The organism is Bradyrhizobium sp. LjRoot220 (assembly GCF_964252915.1).
Classification (GTDB): Bacteria; Pseudomonadota; Alphaproteobacteria; order Rhizobiales; family Xanthobacteraceae; genus Bradyrhizobium.
The window spans coordinates 193409-214328 of record NZ_CAXUPS020000001.1 but is presented as its reverse complement, the minus strand read 5'-3'; the positions used below and the strand labels follow the sequence as shown (position 1 = coordinate 214328).

22 protein-coding genes are annotated in these 20920 nt (G+C 62.3%); 12 read left to right on the top strand and 10 right to left on the bottom strand.

The genetic code is table 11. From position 1 onward, the window contains the following. Positions 1–35: 35 nt before the first annotated feature. The gene (locus tag ACSQ84_RS00975) at positions 36–1310 is read right to left on the bottom strand and encodes an acyl-CoA dehydrogenase family protein (RefSeq protein ID WP_436209779.1); all 1275 of its coding nucleotides are present in this window, start codon (positions 1308–1310) and stop codon (positions 36–38) included. A gap of 205 nt (positions 1311–1515) precedes the next feature. Here ACSQ84_RS00975 and ACSQ84_RS00970 point away from each other — a divergent pair, with 205 nt between their 5' ends. Next, complete coding sequence (locus ACSQ84_RS00970) at positions 1516–2295, top strand: enoyl-CoA hydratase-related protein (RefSeq protein WP_436209778.1); 780 nt, start codon at positions 1516–1518, stop codon at positions 2293–2295. A gap of 101 nt (positions 2296–2396) precedes the next feature. On the opposite strand, the gene ACSQ84_RS00965 is transcribed toward ACSQ84_RS00970, so the two are convergent. The 3 genes from ACSQ84_RS00965 to ACSQ84_RS00955 are packed head-to-tail and all read right to left on the bottom strand — an operon-like array spanning position 2397 to position 4547. After that, a complete protein-coding gene (locus ACSQ84_RS00965) occupies positions 2397–2771 on the bottom strand; it encodes a DUF6285 domain-containing protein (RefSeq protein WP_436209777.1) in 375 nt (124 codons plus the stop codon). 1 nt (position 2772) lies between these two features. Continuing rightward, positions 2773–3759 (bottom strand): phosphotransferase family protein, encoded by a 987-nt coding sequence (locus ACSQ84_RS00960; protein ID WP_436209776.1) that lies wholly within the window; start codon positions 3757–3759, stop codon positions 2773–2775. After that, complete coding sequence (locus tag ACSQ84_RS00955) at positions 3756–4547, bottom strand: enoyl-CoA hydratase/isomerase (protein WP_436209775.1); 792 nt, start codon at positions 4545–4547, stop codon at positions 3756–3758. The genes ACSQ84_RS00960 and ACSQ84_RS00955 overlap by 4 nt, the downstream gene beginning before the upstream one ends. A 153-nt stretch (positions 4548–4700) precedes the next feature. Here ACSQ84_RS00955 and ACSQ84_RS00950 point away from each other — a divergent pair, with 153 nt between their 5' ends. Beyond that, positions 4701–5480 (top strand): SDR family NAD(P)-dependent oxidoreductase, encoded by a 780-nt coding sequence (locus tag ACSQ84_RS00950; RefSeq protein WP_436209774.1) that lies wholly within the window; start codon positions 4701–4703, stop codon positions 5478–5480. A gap of 812 nt (positions 5481–6292) precedes the next feature. Here ACSQ84_RS00950 and htpX read toward each other — a convergent pair. The 6 genes from htpX to ACSQ84_RS00920 all read right to left on the bottom strand — a co-directional run bounded on the left by htpX (position 6293) and on the right by ACSQ84_RS00920 (position 11247). After that, positions 6293–7234, bottom strand: coding sequence for a zinc metalloprotease HtpX (gene htpX / locus ACSQ84_RS00945; protein ID WP_436209773.1), 942 nt, complete (start codon positions 7232–7234; stop codon positions 6293–6295). 217 nt (positions 7235–7451) lie between these two features. After that, on the bottom strand, positions 7452–8174 hold the full coding sequence (locus ACSQ84_RS00940; RefSeq protein ID WP_436209772.1) for a histidine phosphatase family protein: 723 nt from the start codon (positions 8172–8174) through the stop codon (positions 7452–7454). A gap of 237 nt (positions 8175–8411) precedes the next feature. Further along, positions 8412–9248, bottom strand: coding sequence for a nucleoside phosphorylase (locus ACSQ84_RS00935; RefSeq protein WP_436209771.1), 837 nt, complete (start codon positions 9246–9248; stop codon positions 8412–8414). Between the two features lie 8 nt (positions 9249–9256). Next, positions 9257–9823 carry a class I SAM-dependent methyltransferase gene (locus tag ACSQ84_RS00930; RefSeq protein ID WP_436209770.1) on the bottom strand — a complete coding sequence of 189 codons (567 nt, stop codon included), beginning with the start codon at positions 9821–9823 and terminating at the stop codon, positions 9257–9259. 29 nt (positions 9824–9852) lie between these two features. Beyond that, complete coding sequence (locus tag ACSQ84_RS00925) at positions 9853–10515, bottom strand: class I SAM-dependent methyltransferase (protein ID WP_436209769.1); 663 nt, start codon at positions 10513–10515, stop codon at positions 9853–9855. A gap of 63 nt (positions 10516–10578) precedes the next feature. Then, entirely contained in the window at positions 10579–11247 is a 669-nt protein-coding gene (locus ACSQ84_RS00920; protein ID WP_436209768.1) for an ArsR/SmtB family transcription factor, read from the bottom strand. Positions 11248–11404: 157 nt separating this feature from the next. Between ACSQ84_RS00920 and ACSQ84_RS00915 the strand changes: the two genes are divergently transcribed. The 10 genes from ACSQ84_RS00915 (at position 11405) to ACSQ84_RS00870 (ending at position 20863) form a co-directional block, all read left to right on the top strand. Beyond that, positions 11405–12028: a class I SAM-dependent methyltransferase gene (locus ACSQ84_RS00915; RefSeq protein ID WP_436209767.1), complete on the top strand. Its 624-nt coding sequence runs from the start codon at positions 11405–11407 to the stop codon at positions 12026–12028. 71 nt (positions 12029–12099) lie between these two features. Beyond that, positions 12100–12636, top strand: a complete 537-nt coding sequence (locus ACSQ84_RS00910) for a Spy/CpxP family protein refolding chaperone (RefSeq protein WP_436209766.1) — start codon at positions 12100–12102, stop codon at positions 12634–12636. A gap of 268 nt (positions 12637–12904) precedes the next feature. Beyond that, positions 12905–13279: a hypothetical protein gene (locus ACSQ84_RS00905; RefSeq protein WP_436209765.1), complete on the top strand. Its 375-nt coding sequence runs from the start codon at positions 12905–12907 to the stop codon at positions 13277–13279. Positions 13280–13359: 80 nt separating this feature from the next. Next, positions 13360–14754 (top strand): efflux RND transporter periplasmic adaptor subunit, encoded by a 1395-nt coding sequence (locus ACSQ84_RS00900; RefSeq protein ID WP_436209764.1) that lies wholly within the window; start codon positions 13360–13362, stop codon positions 14752–14754. Then, positions 14751–17939, top strand: coding sequence for an efflux RND transporter permease subunit (locus ACSQ84_RS00895; protein WP_436209763.1), 3189 nt, complete (start codon positions 14751–14753; stop codon positions 17937–17939). The genes ACSQ84_RS00900 and ACSQ84_RS00895 overlap by 4 nt, the downstream gene beginning before the upstream one ends. 97 nt (positions 17940–18036) lie before the next feature. Then, entirely contained in the window at positions 18037–18594 is a 558-nt protein-coding gene (locus ACSQ84_RS00890) for a sigma-70 family RNA polymerase sigma factor (RefSeq protein WP_436209762.1), read from the top strand. After that, complete coding sequence (locus tag ACSQ84_RS00885) at positions 18591–19232, top strand: NrsF family protein (RefSeq protein ID WP_436209761.1); 642 nt, start codon at positions 18591–18593, stop codon at positions 19230–19232. Before ACSQ84_RS00890 ends, ACSQ84_RS00885 begins: the two co-directional genes overlap by 4 nt. Positions 19233–19345: 113 nt before the next feature. Continuing rightward, on the top strand, positions 19346–19591 hold the full coding sequence (locus tag ACSQ84_RS00880) for a hypothetical protein (protein WP_436209760.1): 246 nt from the start codon (positions 19346–19348) through the stop codon (positions 19589–19591). 427 nt (positions 19592–20018) lie between these two features. Beyond that, a complete protein-coding gene (locus ACSQ84_RS00875; RefSeq protein ID WP_436209759.1) occupies positions 20019–20150 on the top strand; it encodes a hypothetical protein in 132 nt (43 codons plus the stop codon). Then, complete coding sequence (locus tag ACSQ84_RS00870; RefSeq protein ID WP_436209758.1) at positions 20147–20863, top strand: c-type cytochrome; 717 nt, start codon at positions 20147–20149, stop codon at positions 20861–20863. Before ACSQ84_RS00875 ends, ACSQ84_RS00870 begins: the two co-directional genes overlap by 4 nt. Positions 20864–20920: the final 57 nt, after the last annotated feature.

Sequence of the window (20920 nt, the reverse complement as noted above, 5' to 3'; positions counted from 1 at the left end):
CAGGGACGACGTGGGGAGAGAGTTGTCGCCTCCCCTCAATGCTTCCCTGCCCCCATATACCCGAACAGAAATCCCGCCACTTTCCGCTTCTGGATTTCTTCGCTGCCTTCGGTGATGCGGTAGCGGCGGTGGTGGCGGTAGATGTGTTCGAAGGGTTTATGGCGCGAGTAGCCCATGCCGCCATGCACCTGCATGGCGCGGTCGGCCGCTTCGCAGCAGAGACGGTTTGCCCAGAAATTGCACATCGAAACCTTGTCGGAGAGCGTGTGCTCGACTTCCGCCTGGGTCAGCTTGTCCATCTCCCACGCGGTCTTGCGGATCAACAGCCGCAGCATTTCGGCCTGCGTCGCCAGTTCCACCAGCGGCCACTGGATCGCCTGGTTCTCCGCCAGCGCCTTGCCGAACGGCTTTCGCTCGCGCGCGTATTTCACGCTCTCGTTGATGCAATAGACCGCCGCTCCCAGCGAACTTGCGGCCTGCCGGATGCGGTTCTCGTGCACGAAGCACTGCGCCAGCGACAGGCCGCGGCCGACCTCGCCGAACAGCGCGTCGTCAGGCACGAATACGTCGGTGAAGCTGACGCGGGGATGATCGGTCGGCATGTTGAAGGTCCACATATACTCCTCGACCTTCACGCCCTCCGCTTTGGCCGGCACCAGGAGACAGGTGATGCCGCGCGCATCGCCGTCATCACCTGACGTGCGGGCGAACAGCGCGCAATGCGTCGCGACATGCATGCCGGTGGTCCACATCTTCTGGCCGTTGACGAGCCAGCCCTTGACGTTGTCGCGGGTCGCCGGCACCGCCCGCGTTTCCATGTGCGTGGCGTCGGAGCCGTGCTCGGGCTCGGTCAAGCCAAACGTGATGCGGTATTTGCCGGTGATCGAACCGTCGATCATCGCCTTCTGCTCGTCGGTGCCGTAGCGGTCGAGCATGGTCACGATCGGCAAATTGCCGACGATCGAATGCTCGTTCTGCAAATCATTGTGCAGGCCTAATCCCTGGGAAGCGAAATGCTCGCGGATCACGGCCATCCAGAGGTTGGAACCGTCCTTGCCGCCGTAGCGCTTCGGGATCGCAAAGCGCAGATGGCCGGCGGCGTCGGCGAGGTTTTTGGCCTTGCGCAGCAGCGCTTCCCATTCGTGCCGCGGCAAACCGCCCTTGTCGAAATCGGTGCGTGCCCATTCGCGGCGATGGTCGAAGAAACGGATGTTGTCGTCGGCCTCCTCCAGCGGCTTGATCTCGCGCGCGACAAATCGATCGAGTTCGTCGAGATAGGCGACGAGGTCGGCGGGCAATGCAAAATCCACGGCGGTCTCTCCCGAAAATGTGGTTTATTGTGTTTAGTGGCTAGCCGGGCCAGGCGGCGCATTTTCGATTAAGGTTGGAAGAGCGTACCCAAGTCAAGCAACGGAATATCGCTTGTGACGCGCGGCTCGCTTGCGTAATTGAATGGGTTCCAGCGGCCGGCAGCGCGCTATTATTCCTCGTCACAGAAAAACAGCGGGAGCGAACATGGATCTCAAATTCTCCAAGGTCACGCGCAAGGGTCCGATCACCATCATCACGTTGAACCGCCCCGAAGTGTACAACGCGCTGCATATCGACGCGCATTTCGAACTCGACAAGGTGTTCGACGATTTCTCCGCCGATCCCGACCAGTGGGTCGCGATCGTCACCGGCGCCGGCGACAAGGCGTTTTGTGCCGGCAATGATCTGAAATGGCAGGCGGCAGGCGGCAAGCGCGGCTGGGACAAGGGCGGCTTTGCCGGCCTCACCTCGCGCTTCGACTGCGACAAGCCGATCATCGCGGCCGTCAACGGCGTCGCGATGGGCGGCGGCTTCGAGATCGCGCTGGCCTGCGACCTCATCATCGCGTCCGAAAATGCGACCTTCGCGCTGCCCGAGCCGCGCGTCGGCCTTGCCGCGTTGGCCGGCGGCGTGCACCGGCTGCCGCGCCAGATCGGCATGAAGCGCGCCATGGGCATGATCCTCACCGCCCGCCACGTCTCGGCCAAGGAAGGTCTCGAGCTCGGTTTCGTCAACGAGGTGGTCCCCGCGGGTGAAGCGCTGGCCGCGGCCGAGCGCTGGGCTGACACCATCGCCAAGAACTCGCCGATGTCGATCCGCGCCTCCAAGCAAGCAATCCAGAAGGGCCTGTCGGTCTCGCTGGAACAGGCGATGGCCGAGCAGCGCGAATATCCGGCGGTGAAGGCGATGGCGGCCTCGCAGGATTACATCGAGGGCCCGAAGGCGTTTGCGGAGAAGCGGGCGCCGAAATGGCTGGGGAAATGACGACGCAGTCGTCATCCCGGGGCGATGCGAAGCACCGAACCCGGGATCTCGAGATTCCGGGTCTGGTGCTAACGCACCATCCCGGAATGACGGAGTCACCATCACTTCGTCCCCAACTCCCGCTTATACGACACGTAATTCGGCTGATCGACGGCGAGCTTGTCCATCGTGGACTGCCACAGATGCTCCGCCAGCCCCGGCGTCTGCAGATCGATCTCGCCGCTTGCAATCTTGTCCGACAGCGCGCGGTTGAGGTCGAGCAGCGCGCCGTCGATGCCGAGCAATTGCTTGAGCCGCGCGGCCTCCGCGCTATCGCTGCCACCTTCCAGCGCCAGTTGCCGGGTCACCAGATCGAGGCCGTTGATGGCGACGCGCAGCTTGAAGGCGTTGTGGCCCTTGATTTCAGGCGTGATCTCGTTGCGCAGAAAATCCGCGACCGCCTTGATCAGTTCGGCGGGTGTCGGTTCGTCCTGCATGTCATTTCCCTCTTGGGACTAGCAGTCTCAGCAAATCGATTTCCGTTTCCGACGAACGGCGCCCGATCATGGCGCGCTCCATCGAATGATCCGGGCCCTGCCGAAACCGCTGCATCATGCCGCAGCACATGATGCCCCAGCGCAGCGTGCCCATCACTTCCCAGAATTTTACGCGTGCCGGATCAGCCTTGCGGCCCGCCGCCTCATAACCGGCAAACAGATCTTCTCGCGCACCGAACCCGCCGACCGGCTTGTCGATCTCGCCGAAGCGCCAGGAGTTGACGCAAATCCAGCCCAAGTCTTCCATCGGATCGCCGAGATGCGCCAGCTCCCAATCCAGCACCGCGCGGACGCCGTCGGGGCCGATGATCAGGTTGCCGTGGCGGAAATCGCCGTGCACCAGCGTGACTTCCTTCGAGGGACCGGGATCGCGTTCGCGCAGCCAGCGCAGCGCCAGTTCGAATACCGGGCGGGGCCGGCCAAAACTGCGGTACTCGCGATCGAGATCGGCGATTTCTTTGGTCGCCGTCATCTCGCGCAGTTTTGGCAGTTTTGATGCCGGCAGGCCGTGGATGCCCGCGATGACGCCGCCGAGCTGACGCGCCAGCATCGGGCGAGCTTTTGCGAATTGTTCATCGCGCAGAATTTTTCGCGCGATGGTCTCGCCCTCGATCCGTTGCATGATGAAGCCGGTGCCGAGGTCGTCCTCGGGCCGCAACACATGCATCACGCGCGGCGACGGCAGGCCGGCGTCGTGCGCCAGTTGCATCAACGTCGCCTCGGCGTCGAGGCCGGCAGCCCGGCCGGGCGAAGCACCATAGCCGGGCGGCGCGCGGCGCAGGATCGCGCCGACATTGCCGCTGAGGTGAACGATGTCGAACGACCAGGTTTCCTGGCTGGCGCCGCCGGAGAGTTTTGCGGCGCCAGTGACGCCGGTCGCGCCCGGATACCAGGCGGCGACGCAGCGTCCGAGTTGCTCCTCGATCATTTGCCCCTGAACTTGGCGGGACGCTTTTCAAGGAACGCGGTGACGCCTTCCTTGAAGTCTTCCGCCGAGCCCGCGATGCGCTGCGATTCGAATTCGAGGTTGAGCTGTTCCTCGAAGGAATTTTCCGGGCTGTCCCAGTAAAGCTTGCGGATCAGCGACAGCGCGATCGTCGGACCATTGGCGAGATCATGCGCCAGCTTCATCGCCTCTTCCATCAACACCGCATCGTCATGGACGCGGTTGACGAGGCCCCATTCCAGCGCCTTTTCCGCCGGCAGCCGCTCGCCCATCAGCGACAATTCCACCGAGCGCGCCTTGCCGATCATCCGTGGCAACAGCCAGGTCGATCCGCAATCCGGCACCAGGCCGATGCGGCGGAACGCCTGCAGGAAATAGGACGAGCGCGCGCACAGGATCATGTCGCCCATCAGCGCGAAGCTCATCCCGGCGCCCGCGGCGGGGCCGTTGACCGCGGTCACCAGCGGACAATGCAGCCTGCGGACGCGCCGCAGAAAGGGATGGAAGCCGACTTCCAGCGACGAGCCGGCGTTGCTCTTGCCGGGCTTCTGATTGTTGCGGCCTTGCAGATTGGCGCCGGTGCAGAAGGCGCGGCCGGCGCCGGTCAGCACGACGCAACGGACCTCCGCCTTCTTGTCCTCGATCTCATCGAGCGCATCGGCAAGCCCGCCCAGCATGTCCATCGAAACCGCGTTCATGACCTCCTGGTGGTCGAGCTTGAGAATTGCGACCGGGCCATCGAAATCGAGCGTGACGTGCTTGAACTGCATTTGTTTCCTCACGAGTTGTGTTTACGCGCTATTCGGCTTGCGCGATGGGTCAGATGTGTTGTCTGGACCCATATTTGATTTTCCTGATCGGCTTGTCCATGGTTGAAGGCGAACATCTGCCCGCCACCGGGCGCACGACTTGAGGAAACATTCATGAGCATTTTCGACCTCACCGGCCGCGTCGCCGTCATCACCGGCGGTAATGGCGGCATCGGCCTCGGCATTGCGCAGGCGCTCAACGCCGCCGGTTGCAGCGTCTCGATCTGGGGCCGCAACGCCGACAAGAATGCGAGCGCCGCTGCAACCCTGGCCAAGGGTCCCGGCAAGGTCGATACGAGGATCTGCGACGTCAGCGATCCCGCTTCCGTCAAGGCCGCGATGCAGGCCACGCTGGATGCGCTCGGGCGCGTCGACGGCTGCTTTGCCAATGCCGGCATCGGCGGCGGCGGACGGCGCGCCTTCATCGATCGCACCGAGGAAGAATGGCGAAAAATGTTCGCGACCAATCTCGACGGTGTCTTCCATGTGTTCCAGGCCGCGGCGCGCCACATGACCGAACGCGCGGAAGCCGGCGACAGGTTCGGGCGGCTGGTCGCGACCTCGAGCCTGGCGTCGCTGTTCGGCACCGCGCGCAACGAGCATTACGCCGGCACCAAGGCCGCGCTCAACGCGCTGTGCCGCGCGCTCGCCGTCGAACTCGCGCGTCACGGCGTGACCGCGAATGCGATCCTGCCCGGCTGGATCAAGAGCGACATGACGTCCGGGCTGATGGCCAACGACAAGTTCGTCGCCAACGTGATGCCGCGGATTCCGGTGCGCCGGTTCGGCGAGCCCGCCGATTTCGGCGGCATCGCGGTCTACATCATGAGCCAGGCGTCGTCGTATCATACGGCGGATTGTTTTGTGATCGATGGCGGATACACGGCGTTTTGACATCCTTGACCGTCATCCTGAGGTGCGCGCTCTTGCGCGCCTCGAAGGACGACGGCCCGGCTGTGGCCGATTCATCCTTCGAGGCGCGCCCAGCGGTGCAAGTGCACCGCAAGGCTCGCGCCTCAGGATGACGGGTAAGCGTTCACGATCTCGCGACGCATTGCGCCCGAGGTTTGCTGGAAACTTCCCGCCCTCTCCAAACAGAGGGCGCAGGGAAGACCGGGTGCGCGCTGCACCCGCGGTCTCGTGTGCGGTTGGTAGATAGAAAGCTGCACACGAGCATACAGGGCAGCGGGGAACACCCGGCCTTCCCTGCGCAATGGCTTTACGGCTTATAACGAGCTCTCCCCGGAGAACGGCTCTTTTGCCTCCGTTGCGCCCTGAAAACTATTGTCTCCAGGTGCATTGACGCCAGCACCGCGACGTCAGGACCACACGTCTTCGCCGTACGCTTTTGTCACGGTCGTCTCCGCGACATCAGCGTCCACCGCAACCCGTCCAACGTCCGTGACGACGGCCGACGCCCTTCTGAGTAGGACGGGATGGCCAATATGTGTCACTGATTTGGCTTCCGTAAAAGCGAAATATTTTTTATTTTGAGGCTTGACACGATTTCTGAAAACAAGAATTGATTTGCCCGTCGGGTCAATTTGCCGCGGCTCTTTCCGTCATTCCGGGGCTCGCAAAGCGAGAGCCCGGAATCCATCAAGCGACAACACTTGAGGCCTGATGGATTCCGGGGCTCGCGCAGCGCGCGCCCTCAGATGCGCGATTGCGCATCGGGAATGACGACGATGAGAGAACTCAACCGCTCAGCCCCATGGGCCGCGCGAGGTCGAGGGACGGCCCCACGGGCCGCGGCGCGGCGTGTTGCTGCCGGCACCAGCGGAAGCGGTGCCGACGCGGGCGCCCATTTCCGCGGCGAGCTGCTGCAGCGCGGCGATGCGGTTTTCGGTCGAGGGGTGCGTCGTGAACAGGTTGTCGACGCCGTGCCCTGACAGCGGGTTGATGATGAACATGTGCGCCGTCGCCGGATTGCGCTCGGCTTCCATGTTCGGCACCTGATGCGCCGCATTGGCGATCTTGGCCAGTGCGGACGCAAGCCACATCGGCTGGCCGACGATGCGCGCGCCGAGATCGTCGGCGGCGTATTCGCGGGTCCGGCTGATCGCCATCTGCACCAGCATGGCGCCGAGCGGGGCCAGGATCATCATCGCGATCGAGCCGATGACGCCGAGGCCATTATTGCTGTCGCGGTTGCCGCCGAAGAACATGCCGAACTGCGCCACCATCGAGACGGCGCCGGCAATGGTCGCCGTAATCGTCATCAGCAACGTGTCGTGATTCTTGATGTGCGCGAGTTCGTGCGCGATCACGCCGGCCAGCTCCTCGCGGCTGAGCGAGTGCATCAGGCCGGTGGTCACGGCAACCGCCGCGTTCTGCGGGTTACGGCCGGTGGCGAACGCGTTGGGCTGCGCCTCGTCCATCAGGAAGACGCGCGGCATCGGCAGGCCGGCGCGCCCGGCAAGCTCGGCCACCAGGTTGTAAAGGTCGGGCGCGGTGCTCCGGTCGACCTCATGGGCGCCGTACATCGACAGCACCATGCGGTCGGAATTCCAGTAGGCGAACAGGTTGGTCGCGGCGGCGATCACAAGCGCGATCATGGCGCCGCCGGCACCGCCAATCAGATAGCCGACGCCCATGAAGAGGCCAGTAAGACCGGCCAGCAGAATGGCAGTCTTGAAATAGCTCATACTCGTCTCCCTGCTGCCGCGGCGACGCGCCGTGACAGCCATTCCCGATGTAGGAAGCCTGCCGGCACCGCTTCAAGAAGCCATGGTGCGTCGAGGCGCCGCGCCAGGCAAAAACGCCCCGCCGGATTACCGAAATGTAATCTGGCGGAACGGGAAACGTTCCAATGCCGACGCTGCTGCCTGCGGAACCCACCGCGCGCGAGGATCAGCCAAGCGCTTAATTCGAGACGATGGTCCAATCCGCCGCCTTGATGCGTCCGACGAATACGGGAGCGCTGGCCGGTTTCGGCTGATAGACAAACGCCTCCGCCTCCCCGACATCGCCCGCTTCCTTGCCGAACGCGTCGGCGAAGTTGGTCTTGTGGGTGACCAGCAAATTGTTCGTGCCGGGCTTCGGTATCGCATTGACCAGCTCACGAATGGCGAGCCCAGCCTTCGCGTTGGCACCGGTGGGATTGGCCATCGACGAGGCGCTGCCGCCACCGCTATCGGTCAGGGCATCCACGGCGCGGACTTCTTTTCCTGACAAGATCTGGCCGGTTTCAACCGCCCGGTTGAGCTTGCTGGTATAGACGTCGCCGACCGGAATGTCCTGCGCCTTGAGCGCGGCACCGATCTGGCGAGCGGTTTCTCGGCCTTTCTCGTTCAATTGGCGTTGCGCTTTCATGTCGTCGAACTTGAAGGGGTGGATGTCCTTCTGGCTGTCGTCGGTCGCACCATGGCGGAAAATGATGACGTAATTTCCTTGCTTCAGTTGAGCGATCAGTTCTCGCGAATCCCCGGCAAATGCCTGCGTATTCGCGGAAAATAGCAGCAGGACTCCAAGGAAAAGTGATATCCTTTTCATTATTGGCTCCTCAGTTTGCTGGTCGCCGGCGTCCGGCGAGTGTTTTATGGTTTGGTGATCAATCGGAAACGCAGCCGGCACTATTTGAAGCACGGCTATTTCGAGCCCTGCATTATTTGCGCCAGGCTGTGGACATATTTGGGGCCAAGCCCTGCTCCCGGTTCTGCGGTAATATTGCCTGCGAACGGCAGGATTAGCAACCTTCGGTTGATCGGAGGAGGACGCAATGGAAAGCGAAAGCCGTCAGGCGCATTGGGACAACGTCTACGCCAGCACGCGAGAACGAGGTCAGCTGGTTTAGGCGTCACGGCTAGTCGATCGCCTGATCGATCAGGGATTCTGTGACGTCACCGTGCTCGACTGTTCCGCGGCGGCATTGGAAGCCAGCGGCGCACCGAATGCGTCAACGAGGCGCCAAAGCACCGCGAGCGCGTCCCTCGTGCCGTCAGCTTCCCCCTTTTCAAAATCGTCACCGGTCTGTCCCATCGTATTGGTGACGTGGGCAAGACAGAGCACCTGCACCTTGGCCGCAGCCGCAAACGCGTAGAGTGCGGCGGCCTCCATTTCCACCGCCAGCACACCTTTCGATTTTGCCAGATCGATAGCGGCGGCCGTTTCGCGAAACGGCGCGTCCGTGGTCCAGGTTGCGCCGACAAGCACATGTTGCGCTGCCCCACCGAGGAAATCGCTGGCTATCTTCACCAGGCTGGGGTCGGCATCCGCGTATTCTGCGGGTGCCACATAATGATAGCTCGTTCCTTCATCCCTCAACGCCCGGTCGATGATGACGAAATAGGGCGGTGGTGTGCCCGCGGTAATCTGCCCGGCAGAAGTCACGCTGATCAGCAGGCGGCAGCCGCTGGCAAAAAGCTGCTCGGCGACCAGCACAGCGAACGGTGCGCCGACCGCGCACCCAACGATGCCTACCGTCCGCCCGGCGAGGGCGAACGTATCGAGTAGCGTATGGTAACAGGCCCACGGTTTGAAAGCTCGGGCCTCGCCGCTCTCCCGCAACCGTCGTACCATATCGCCATCCGGATCAAGGATGCAGATTGCAGGGACATCGGCAGTCGGCAATCCCTTTTGCCGACGTGCCTCGCGCAACAAGGCAGCGGGAAGAAACACGGACGGTGCTGCCGTGTTCTTGTTATCCAGGATGGAAGGCATATCGACTCTCAGGCCGGATTCTGGAACACGGCTCCATAGTGGTAATGCGGAATTTCAACGATTCGTTTGAAGATCAGGCCGCTCGGCTGCACGGCCTCGATAGTCCGGGACGGAGATATTCTCAATTCACTTTCGGGGCCACGAGGCTCACCGAGAATTGCTGTTTCCTCACGGGGACGGTCGTGCCAATTGACGATTGCAACCAGCCCGCCGGGCTTAAGCACCGCTTTGATCGCGCGGGCCAGCTTGAGTCGGTCCGGAACGCCGTGGAACGCGTTCGCCATGAAGACAAAGTCGGCGGGCTCCGGCACCATCGTCTGTAATTCGTAGGCGTCGCCAGCGATAAATGCGCAATTGGTGATGCCCGAATCGTTTAGCCGCGCGCGGCTGACCTCCAGCAATCGATTATCGATATCAACGGCGACGACGCGACGGGCGATACACGCCATCTGTAACGTGAACCAACCGTCTCCGGAGCAGAGATCGACGGCGTCGCTTCCGGGCGACAACCCGACCGATTTGAGGATCGCGGCCGGATCGGGAAAAAGCGCCTCCCACCAACCTGCTTCGGGCATCCCCGTGCCTTCGAAAAATCCGGGGAGCGTCACGATCGCACCGGTACCGCTTCGGTCTGGCGCCCCTCTTTTTTCTGCGCAAGCAAAAAACTGATCCGCGCCTTGCCGCGTGTGTGCCTGCGCAGGTCGATGGACTCGAAGCCAGCATCTTCCGCCAATTGAACAACCTCGGCTTCGGGCCTGATATGATAGATCTCGCTGGGATAGGTCGCCCGGAATCCAGGATCTTCCGCTGGACGAAAGCCAAGAACGAAGCGCCCCCCAGGATTCAACACGCGGCAGGCCTCCGCGAGATGATCGAGCGGCGTTTTCCAGAAATAAATAGTATGGACAGCGAAGGCGCGGTTGAACGTCTCGTCATCGAATGGCAGCTGGTCGCTGCTCCCGAGATGAAATTCAATTCGCTTCTCTGCCACCAACCGCCGATGTCGACGCATCGCATGACGGTGCATCACCGGTGAGAAATCTATTCCACGGAGAATCCCGCGAGAAACCACGTTGGCGCACTTTGCCAGGGTTTCCCCATGGCCGCACCCAATCTCCAGCACGGCGTCTTCGGGCTGAAGCTGTAATAGCTTCAGAGCGAAATCGTTTTCGCCGGCTGTTTCCTTTGCCATGACGCGCGCAACGATCTGACCCAGCAGGCCAGACGGCTGGCGTCCTTGCTCGGCTATGAATCGCGGTTTACGCATTCGTACTCCCGGTATTTCGATCGCAGAGTCACCGATTGCTTGCCCGCTTGGGCAAAAGGTTATTCAGGCCGCAGTTTCGATCGGCAAGCCGGCAGCCTTCCATTCGGGATACCCATCCTCAAGCCGACGGGCGAGATATCCGCGCGCGCGAAGCGCCGCGACCGCCTCAAACGAGAGAATGCAATAGGGACCGCGGCAATAAGCGATGATTTCGCGGTCTGCCGGGAACTCATTCAAGCGATGCTCCAGTTTGCCAAGCGGTACGTTGAGGGCACCGGGAAGATGTCCAAGCGCAAACTCGTCTTCGGGCCGCACGTCGAGAATCATGACAAGGCCGTCACGCAGCCGCGGCATCAGGTCTTTTCTCGACACAGCCTCCAGCGCGTCGCGCGCATGGAAGTAGTCGGTGATGATGCGGTTGACCTCGGCGTTATTCCGCTCACCCACGCGCCCGAGCGCACGCATCAGCTCCACCACTTCGGCATCGCCAGCGAGCCGATAGAGCACTTGCTTCCCGCGACGCTCGGTGTCGACGAGCCGCGCGCGCCTAAGAATCTGCAAGTGTCGCGAAGTGTTGGCGAAGTTCAGATTGGCCCGCGCCGAGAGTTCCTCGACACTGCGCTCGCCTTGGGCGAGGTGCTCAAGAAGTTCCAGTCGGTGCGCGTGACCGAACGCCTGGGCCACTTCGGCCAACCTGGCAAAGATCGCTTGTTTCGGGCCGGTGCTTGACACGGACTCCCCTCAATGAAACATTCTGCAGAGTGATTGAATGACCGTACCCCGCAAAATCCAGGAGCGCAAGCCATGATTGTTCGCCAGTTCCTGCGCCACCAACCCGTTAGCATCTCGTACCCGTCCGGCTGCGGTGGACGCGCAGCAGAAGCACGCGATGAAGAATGACAGCCGACAGGCGCACTGGGACAACGTCTACGCCAGCAAGCGCGAGAACGAGGTCAGCTGGTTTCAGGAAAGCCCTGCCCCGTCGCTGGCGCTGATCGCCGAAATCGGGGCTACGCCCAATTCGGCGATCATCGATATCGGCGGCGGCGCGTCACGGCTGGTCGATCGCCTGATCGAACAGGGATTTTGTGACGTCACCGTACTCGATCTGTCCGCGGCGGCTTTGGAGACCGCCCAGGCCCGTCTCGGCGAACGGGCCTCACGCGCGCATTGGCTGGTGGCCGATGCCACCACGTGGGAGCCGTCGCGGGCGTACGACATCTGGCATGACCGGGCCGCGTTTCACTTTCTGACCGAGGAGCGCGACCGCGCGGGCTACATCGCGCGGCTCAAGCAGGGTTTGAAGACCGGCGGCCACGCCATCCTCGCGACCTTCGCACTGGATGGACCCGAGAAATGCAGCGGCCTGCCGGTGATGCGCTACGATGCGGCGCGCCTCGCCCAGACGCTGGGGGCCGGCTTCAAGCTGCTGCAAAGCCGGGCCAATGACCATGCCACGCCGTGGGGCTCGCACCAGAGCTTCCAATTCAGTGTCTTTCAGCGCGTGGCGTGATCTCTGACGAAACCTTGATGTGCGCTTGTCATCCGGATCAATAAGATCGGAACAGCACAGGAGAGAATTTCATGAAAGCCATTGCCGCCGCCATCACGATCCTCGCCCTCGCTTCGACTGCGGCGCTCGCGCAGTCGCCCTATGCCGGGATGCAAAGCCGCCCGATCAAGGCGCTGTCCGCGCAGCAGGTCGACGACCTCAGGGCCGGCCGGGGCATGGGCCTGGCGCTGGCGGCCGAGCTGAACGGCTATCCCGGGCCGCTGCATGTGCTGGAATTGTCCGAGAAGCTGGCGCTGTCGGCTGAACAAAAGCAGCGGATTCAGGCGCTGTTTGATTCCATGAAGGCGGAAGCCACCCCGATCGGCGCGCGATTGCTCGAGCAGGAAGGCGCGCTCGACCGGCAGTTTGCCGCCCGCGCGATCACACCGGACGCGCTCAAGGACGCGACCCTCGGGATCGGCGTGACCCAGGCCGAGCTGCGCAACGCGCACCTCAAATACCACCTGGCGACGGCGCAGATCCTGTCGCCGCACCAGATGAAGCAATACGCCGATTTGAGAGGCTACACGTCGGACGCGCCGGCCAGGCAGCATCACCGGATGCATTAGCCGCCGTCATTCTCCGATGTGCAATTGCACATCGTAGATGCGCCGCTTGGCGCAGGCCCGGAATCCATTGGGCCGCAAAATTCGTGTTGACATGGATTCCGGGCTCGCGCTGCGTGCGCCCCGGAATGACGGAGAGAAGAACGCGCCGCGGCCGATTGGTTAACGATTAGGTCCCCGTTCAGGATACTGGCGAATTAGTGATCCGGCCGGGGTTGGCAGCGGTTCCCTTTGGCTTTCCTTGGCGGCCGGATCGTGGGAAAATAGGCGCGTGAACATCTCGGTCCAAATTTCCCGGCTGCTGGCGGTCTTCCTGATCGCAGGGCTGGTCTTCGCCCCGCTTTCCGCGTCGGCGAATGCGGGCAAGGGAATCGAGGGGGCTGCGCCGATGGCGGCCGCGGAGATGGCGGCAATGGCCACCGATATGCCGTGCTGCCCGGACAAGTCCGGGCCCGTGGACTGCGGCCAGTGCCCGCTGATGGCGCTCTGCATGGTCACGAATTTTCAGGTGTCGCCGTCGGCCGCGACGATCGAAATCCGGCCCGTCACGGTCCGACTGCTGGCGCCCGGCAGCGATCCGCAGGGCGACAGCCTCGGCCAACATCCCCCTCCCAGACCTCCTCGCTCCCTGGTCCGTTCGGCTTAACGCCTGACGCCCCGGCGGCGCGTTCGCGCGCCTGCCTTTGCCGCTTTCGCGGCTGACCAAGAGACCCTGAGGATATCGAAATGAAGACCACCGGATTTTCGCGCTCCCTATGGGGGGCGCTCTTCGGCGTTGCCCTCACAGGCATTGCCGGCCTGGCGATTGCGCAAATGAAAAATGGAGCCGGCGAACGCGCGGCGACGGCGTCCGCAGAAGCCCCGGCCGATCGCAAGATCAAACATTACCGCAATCCGATGGGAGAGCCCGACACCTCCCCTGTCCCCAAGAAGGATTCGATGGGGATGGATTACATCCCCGTCTACGAGGGCGAGGACGATTCGACGAAGATGTCGGCCGGGAAGCCGGCCGATCGCAAGATCAAATACTATCGCAATCCGATGGGACTGCCCGATACCTCCCCCGTCCCCAAAAAGGATCCGATGGGAATGGATTACATCGCGGTCTATGAGGGCGAGGACAGCGATGACGGCTCGGTAAAACTGTCACCGGGAAAAATCCAGCGCACCGGCGTCAAGTCGGAGCCTGCGGCGCCGCGCGTCATCCGCAGCATGATCCACGCGCCGGGCACCATTCAGCTCGACGAGCGCCGCGTCTCCGTGATTTCGATGCGGGCCGAAAGCTATCTGCAGAAGATCGCCAACGTCACCACCGGCAGCCGCGTCGCCAAGGGCCAGCCCTTGATGGAGGTCTACAGCCCGGCGATCTCGTCGGCGGCGGCCGACTACATCTCGACGATCAACTCCAAGGCCATCGGCAGCGACGCGGCCTATGGCAAAGGCTCGCGTCAGCGGCTGATGAATCTCGACGTGCCCGATGCGGCGATCGTTGCGATGGAGAAAAGCCGGACGGTTCCCATTGCCGTCGAATGGACGTCGCCGCGCGACGGCATCGTGCTCGAACGCAACGCCATCGAGGGCGCACGCGCACAGCCGGGCGACGTTCTGTTCAGGATCGCCGACCATAGCCAGCTCTGGGCGATCATCGATGTGGCCGAGCGTGACATGGGGATGCTGGCGATCGGGCAATCGGCCACCGTAAAGGCGCGCGGGTTTCCCGGCCGCACATTCACCGGGAAAATCAACATCATCTATCCCCAGATCAACAAGGAGACGCGCACCGGGCGCTTGCGGATCGAACTGAACAATCCCGATCTGGTGCTGATCCACGACATGTATGTCGATGCCGAGATCGACATCGGCAGTTCCGCGCCGGTGCTTGCCATTCCGGAGAGCGCCGTGATGGACACCGGCCGGCGACAGGCCGTGTTCGTCGACAAGGGCGAAGGCCGCTTCGAGCCGCGCGAGGTCAAGCTCGGCCATCGCGGCGACGGTTATGTCGAGGTGCGGGACGGCGTCAGCGAAGGCGACCCGGTGGTGGTTTCGGCGAACTTCCTGATCGATGCGGAAAGCAATCTGAAGGCCGCGCTGAAGGGCTTTGCGGACGGAGCGCAGCCATGATCGCCCGCCTGATCGCCTGGTCGGCGCGCAATCTGCTGCTGGTGTTGTTCGGCGCCGGCTTTGCCACCGCCGCCGGCATCTATGCGCTGGCACATCTGCCGCTCGATGCGATTCCCGATCTCTCCGACACCCAGGTGATCGTCTACACGGAATACCCGGGCCAGGCGCCGCAGGTGATCGAGGATCAGGTCACCTATCCCCTCACCACGGCGATGCTGACCGTGCCGCGCTCCAAGGTGGTGCGCGGCTTCTCGTTCTTCGGCGTTTCGTTTGTCTATGTGATCTTCGAGGACGGCACCGACATTTATTGGGCACGATCGCGCGTGCTGGAATTCCTCAACAGCGCTTCGGGACGCCTGCCCGCGGGCGTGACGCCGACGATGGGGCCGGACGCCACCGGCGTCGGCTGGGTCTACCAATATGCCGTGATGTCAAAGGAACTGAATCTTTCCGATACCCGCGCGATCCAGGACTGGAATCTGAAGTTCGCCCTGGCCAAGGCCGAAGGCGTCGCCGAAGTCGCCAGCGTCGGCGGCTTCGTCCGGCAATACAACGTCATCCTCGATCCGCAGCGCATGCGCGACCTCGGCATCACGATGCCAAAGATGCGCGAGGCGATCCGCGCCAGCAATGCCGATGTCGGCGGCCGCACTGTCGAATTGTCCGAGTTCGAATATGTCATTCGCGGCAAGGGCTACATCAAGGGCATCAACGACCTCGGCAACATCGTGCTCAAGGCCAGTGGCGGCACGCCGGTGCTGCTGAAGGACGTCGCCCGCGTCGAGCTCGGCCCGGACGAGCGGCGCGGCATCACCGAACTCAACGGCGAAGGCGAAGTCGCCAGCGGCATCGTGCTGCAGCGTTTCGGCGTCAATGCGCTGGACGTGATTCAGAACGTCAAGAAGCGGATCACCGAGATCGCCAGCAGCCTGCCGAAATCGGTCGAGATCGTCGCCGTCTATGACCGCTCGAACCTGATCAACGCCGCGATCGACACGCTCAAGCGTACTTTGTTCGAGGAATGCGTCATCGTGGCGCTGGTGTGCATCGTGTTCCTGCTGCACGTCCGCAGCGCCCTGGTCGCGATCCTGATGCTGCCGGTCGGCGTGCTGATGGCGTTCGGTGCGATGAAACTGCTCGGCATCGGCTCCAACATCATGAGCCTCGGCGGCATCGCAATCGCGATCGGCGCCATGGTCGACGCCGCGATCGTGATGATCGAGAACGCGCACAAGCATCTCGAACGCGCCGAACCCGGGCGATCCCGCGTCGACGTGTTGATCGAGGCGGCCTCGCAGGTCGGGCCTGCGCTGTTCTTCAGCCTGCTGATCATCACCGTTTCGTTCATGCCGATATTTACGCTGGAATCGCAGGAAGGCCGGCTGTTCAGCCCGCTCGCCTTCACCAAGACCTTTGCGATGGCGGCGGCGGCCTTGTTGTCGGTGACGCTGGTGCCGGCGCTGATGATCCTTTTCGTGCGCGGCAAGATCATCCCGGAGCGCAGCAATCCGATCAACCGCTTCCTGATCTGGGTCTACCGCCCCGTCATCAAGGGCGTGATGCGTGCCAAGGTGCTGGTGATCCTGCTGGCGGTGGCGGTGCTCGCGGTGACGATCTGGCCGGCGCGGCAACTCGGCACCGAGTTCATGCCGAACCTCAACGAAGGCACGCTGCTTTATATGCCGACGACGTTGCCGGGGATATCCGTCACCAAGGCAGCCGAACTAATGCAGATCCAGGACCGCATTATCCGCACGTTTCCGGAGGTGGTGTCCGTGTATGGCAAGGCCGGCCGGGCCTTGACGGCGACCGATCCCGCCCCCTCCGAGATGTTCGAGACCGTGATCAACCTCAAGCCGAAGGAGCAATGGCGGCCGGGCCTGACGGTGGAAAGCCTGACCGCCGAGATGGACCGGGCACTGCAGTTTCCCGGCGTCTCCAACGCCTGGACCCAGCCGATCAAGGCGCGCATCGACATGCTTTCGACCGGCATAAGAACACCGATCGGCGTCAAGGTGATCGGCACCGATCTGGTCGAAATCGACAGGCTCGCAAAGCAGATCGAACAGGTGCTGAAGGCGGTGCCTGGGACGTCGTCAGCCTATGCCGAGCGTGGCATCGGCGGCTATTACCTCGACATCACGCCCGATCGCGCGGCGATGGCGCGCTACGGCATCATGGTGCAGGACGTCCATGACGTGATCGCGACCGCGCTTGGCGGCCAGACCGTCACCACCACCGTGGAGGGACGCCAGCGCTTCGGCGTCAACATGCGCTATCCCCGCGATTTGCGCGGCGATCCGCAGGCGATCGGCCGTGACGTGCTGGTGCCGATGCCGGGCGGCGGGGCGGTGCCACTCGGAGAAGTCGCCAAGGTAGCCCCCTCGCGCGGGCCGACGTCGATCCGGACCGAGAACGGCCAGCTCGCGGTCTATATCTATGTCGACATCCGCGACCGCGACATCGGCAGCTACGTCGCCGACGCGCAAGCCGCGGTGAAGGCCAGCATCGAATTTCCGCCCGGCTACTATGTAATGTGGAGCGGCCAGTACGAATATCTCGAACGCGCCACCGCAAGGCTCAAAATCGTCATTCCCGCGACGCTGCTCATTATCTTCCTGCTCTTGTACCTCAACTTCCGCTCCATCACCGAAACCATGATCGTGATGCTGTCGCTACCGTTCGCGCTGGTCGGCGGGCTCTGGCTGATGTGGTGGCTGGGATTTAACCTTTCGGTGGCGGTTGCCGTCGGCTTTATCGCACTTGCGGGTGTCGCCGCCGAAACCGGCGTCGTGATGCTGATCTACCTCAACCAGGCGCTCGACGAAGTCCGCGCCCGCAGCGACGCCGAGGGCCGTGCGCTGACCAGGCAGGACCTCTACGAGGCGATCATGGAAGGCGCGGTGGAGCGGGTGCGGCCGAAGATGATGACAGTCGTCGCCATCATGGCCGGGCTATTGCCGATCATGTGGAGCACCGGCACGGGCTCGGAGATCATGCAGCGCATCGCGGTGCCGATGATCGGCGGCATGATTTCCTCGACGCTGCTGACGCTGATCGTGATCCCCGCGATCTACGCGCTGGTCAAGGGCTTCGGGTTGAAGAATACGGACGATTCTGTCGGACCCCCACGGCCGATCGTCTCTCCTGGCGCACCGCAAAAAGCTCTTGAGCGTGCCGAATGATCAAACTTGGCAAGGAACTTATTGGACCCGCTTTTTTAGCTCGATGTAGACGCTGTAACTAAATTCGGCGGACGACCGAACTAACGAGATAGCAGGCATGACGACCCTCGAAATCGAACTCAAGGCCCTCATGCTTGCGAGCCTGGACGGTAACGCGGCGTCGCACCGCTCGCTGCTCGACCGGTTGAGCCGTCGCCTGCGTGCCTACTACAAGGCCAAACTCGTCGCAGTCGGCAGGGAAATAGCGGAGGCGGAAGATTTGGTGCAGGAGGCCATATTGGCGATCCACCTGAAGCGGCATACGTATGATCCGCGGGAGCCACTCACGCCTTGGGTGCACGCCATCGCGCGCTACAAGCTGATCGATTTTTTGCGCCGCAATCGCGCGTCGCTCGCCGAGATGCCGATCGACGCGGCCGATGAGGTCATGGCACATGATGACAGTTCCGACGCCGAAAGCACGCATGATATCCAGCGGCTCATGCAGCGGTTGCCGGAAGGCATGCAATGCGCGATCAAGGCCGTAAAACTTGACGGGCTGAGCGTCGCCGAAGCCGCGAATCGATGCGGTCTCTCCGAGTCGGGCGTAAAGGTAAATATTCATCGTGGGCTCAAAGCGCTCGCTGCGTCGATTTCCCGGGAAACGCGAACATGAAGACGGATGATCTGGTTGCGCTTCTGAGCACGAGCCTTGAGCCTGTCGACCCCAAGGCGGTTGTCCGAACGCTCTATGTCGCAATTGCCGCGGCGGCGATCGCGGCCCTCGGCATCGCTTTTGCCGGCCTAGGCTTCCGCCCCGACCTGACAACAACCCGCGCGCTGATCTATCTCACGATCAAGCTGACGTTCGCGATTGGGATCGTTGGTCTCTCTCTGGTTTACTTGACGAGGCTGGCGCACCCCGGCGGGGAACGGAAAATCTCGCCCCTCCTAGTCGCCGTGCCGTTTCTCATCGTTGCGGTTCTTGCCGCCATCAGCCTTGGATCCGCACCCCAGTCGCATTGGGAAAGTATGATCGTGGGCGATGAATGGCTGGAATGTCTTCTCTCCATTCCGGTCATTGCGATCGTTCCCTTCGCTATTTCAATTTGGGCCGTGCGAAAAGGCGCTCCCACCAATCCTTCGCGAGCCGGCGCGTTCGCGGGTCTCGTAGCGGGAGGCGTCAGCGCGATGGCTTATGCGCTCCATTGTACGGACGATGCGCTGCCGTTTATCGCCGTCTGGTACGGCGGAACGATTGTGCTGTGCACACTGGCAGGTGCAGCATTAGGGCCACGGCTGTTGCGTTGGTGATGATACATCAGGTGGCTTCACGTCGGCGTGAGCATGTAACCGACGGACAATTAGCTCCGAACTCATGGTTAGAGGCGCGCACGACGGCGCTTCCACAATCATGGAGCCGGAACATGTCAACCAAATACCTTCTCACGATGTCCCTCGCGTTGGCGCTCATGGCGATCTCCGCGACCACACAGGCGGGCTCGACCATTACCGATAAGAGCTATTGGCCGAACGAGATCAGGAAGAGCACGCCGATCAGGTCCGCCTCGCAAGCCGATCCGTATTCTGCATTCGCCTACGATCGGGCAGCGCCACGTATCGCGCCTGCGACTGCCGGCGGCCGCTACCAGGGCGGGCCAAAGGGTCGTTGATACCCAGGGCCGCCCCTGCTGCCGTACTAAGGTCGTCTGCCGAGGCATAGGCGCGATCTGAAGCAGGAGGGTTGCGGCTGTCGTCCCCTTCCGACTTCCGCAACCCGTCACATTTCCGTTAATCACAACAAGAGGCATTCCAATGAACTTAAGTCGAGACAACGACACGCTTATGGGCAGGGCCTCACTGATCACGACCTTGGGCGATTATTTCGCTCGCTATCGGATGGCGCTGTATCTTGTCTTTGCAACGACGATTTCCCTCAGCGTCGCTTGGAACTGGAACTGGCTGAATGCCGCTGAGATATTTCGCATTATGGCGTCTCTGCCGTGCTCATTCATGATGCTCATGTGCATGAGGCGCGCGGCTTGCAGGTAATCCTCCCCAACAGGTGATATTCCGCGAGCTGTCTGAGGTGAGCCAATGATGGACAATATGATGCCTGGAATGATGTGGGGCATGGGGTTCGTCTGGTTGTTGGTCGTGATCGTCTTGATCCTGGGGGCCGCGGCACTGATCAAGTACCTTCGCACGGCAAGCAAGGACGGTCGGCAATGAACAAGCTCATTGTCATTGGGCTTTCGACGATTGCACTGTCGTCTCCGTCGTCGGCCCAGCACGGCGATATCGCGCGGGGCCAACGGGATTTTCGCATGTGCGCGCCATGCCATTCGCTTGAGGCGGACCGGAACATGACGGGGCCGAGTCTTGCCGGTCTCTGGGACCGCAAGTCCGGATCGTTGCAGAGCTTTGAACGCTACTCTGATGCTCTCAAATCGTCCGGCATTATCTGGGATGACCGTTCGCTGGACGCCTGGTTGAGCGATCCTGATAGCATGGTGCCGGACAATGAAATGCCGTTTAACGGCATCAAGGACCCGCAGCGCCGTGCGGACCTGCTCGCCTTTTTGAGGGAAGCAACAAAACCGGGAGCCGCGCCGCAAATGAGCGCTCAAGGGCAGATGGGAGATATGGGCGGAATGATGGGAGGAATGATGGGGGGCGGCCGCGTTCCCAAACTGAAAAGCCTCGAGTCCAACATGCAGGTGAAGGCGATTACCTATTGTCACGACACCTATCGGGTGACCACCGCCGATGGCAAGACCCGCGCCTTTTGGGAGCGCAATCTGCGCCTGAAAACCGATTCCGGAAAAGATGGTCCGCACACCGGCGCACCAGCCATTGTGCCGGCGGGAATGATGGGTGACCGGGCAGACGTGATTTTTGCCGCACCGGAAGAAATCAGCAAGATGATCGAAGCGCGATGCTGAGAGGCCTGGTGTTGGCGGCCGACAGCCTCCACATCCCATGGTTCGGGGCAATTGCGG

Coding starts and splice junctions, on each gene's coding strand:
- ACSQ84_RS00965 (WP_436209777.1), bottom strand. CDS start 2,771: ATGCAGGACGAACCGACACCCGCCGAACTGATCAAGGCGGTCGCGGAT.
- htpX (WP_436209773.1), bottom strand. CDS start 7,234: ATGAGCTATTTCAAGACTGCCATTCTGCTGGCCGGTCTTACTGGCCTC.
- ACSQ84_RS00955 (WP_436209775.1), bottom strand. CDS start 4,547: ATGCAGTTCAAGCACGTCACGCTCGATTTCGATGGCCCGGTCGCAATT.
- ACSQ84_RS00900 (WP_436209764.1), top strand. CDS start 13,360: ATGAAGACCACCGGATTTTCGCGCTCCCTATGGGGGGCGCTCTTCGGC.
- ACSQ84_RS00960 (WP_436209776.1), bottom strand. CDS start 3,759: ATGATCGAGGAGCAACTCGGACGCTGCGTCGCCGCCTGGTATCCGGGC.
- ACSQ84_RS00875 (WP_436209759.1), top strand. CDS start 20,019: ATGGACAATATGATGCCTGGAATGATGTGGGGCATGGGGTTCGTCTGG.
- ACSQ84_RS00950 (WP_436209774.1), top strand. CDS start 4,701: ATGAGCATTTTCGACCTCACCGGCCGCGTCGCCGTCATCACCGGCGGT.
- ACSQ84_RS00925 (WP_436209769.1), bottom strand. CDS start 10,515: ATGCGTAAACCGCGATTCATAGCCGAGCAAGGACGCCAGCCGTCTGGC.
- ACSQ84_RS00930 (WP_436209770.1), bottom strand. CDS start 9,823: ATGCCCGAAGCAGGTTGGTGGGAGGCGCTTTTTCCCGATCCGGCCGCG.
- ACSQ84_RS00910 (WP_436209766.1), top strand. CDS start 12,100: ATGAAAGCCATTGCCGCCGCCATCACGATCCTCGCCCTCGCTTCGACT.
- ACSQ84_RS00880 (WP_436209760.1), top strand. CDS start 19,346: ATGTCAACCAAATACCTTCTCACGATGTCCCTCGCGTTGGCGCTCATG.
- ACSQ84_RS00890 (WP_436209762.1), top strand. CDS start 18,037: ATGACGACCCTCGAAATCGAACTCAAGGCCCTCATGCTTGCGAGCCTG.
- ACSQ84_RS00935 (WP_436209771.1), bottom strand. CDS start 9,248: ATGCCTTCCATCCTGGATAACAAGAACACGGCAGCACCGTCCGTGTTT.
- ACSQ84_RS00885 (WP_436209761.1), top strand. CDS start 18,591: ATGAAGACGGATGATCTGGTTGCGCTTCTGAGCACGAGCCTTGAGCCT.
- ACSQ84_RS00970 (WP_436209778.1), top strand. CDS start 1,516: ATGGATCTCAAATTCTCCAAGGTCACGCGCAAGGGTCCGATCACCATC.
- ACSQ84_RS00895 (WP_436209763.1), top strand. CDS start 14,751: ATGATCGCCCGCCTGATCGCCTGGTCGGCGCGCAATCTGCTGCTGGTG.
- ACSQ84_RS00915 (WP_436209767.1), top strand. CDS start 11,405: ATGAAGAATGACAGCCGACAGGCGCACTGGGACAACGTCTACGCCAGC.
- ACSQ84_RS00870 (WP_436209758.1), top strand. CDS start 20,147: ATGAACAAGCTCATTGTCATTGGGCTTTCGACGATTGCACTGTCGTCT.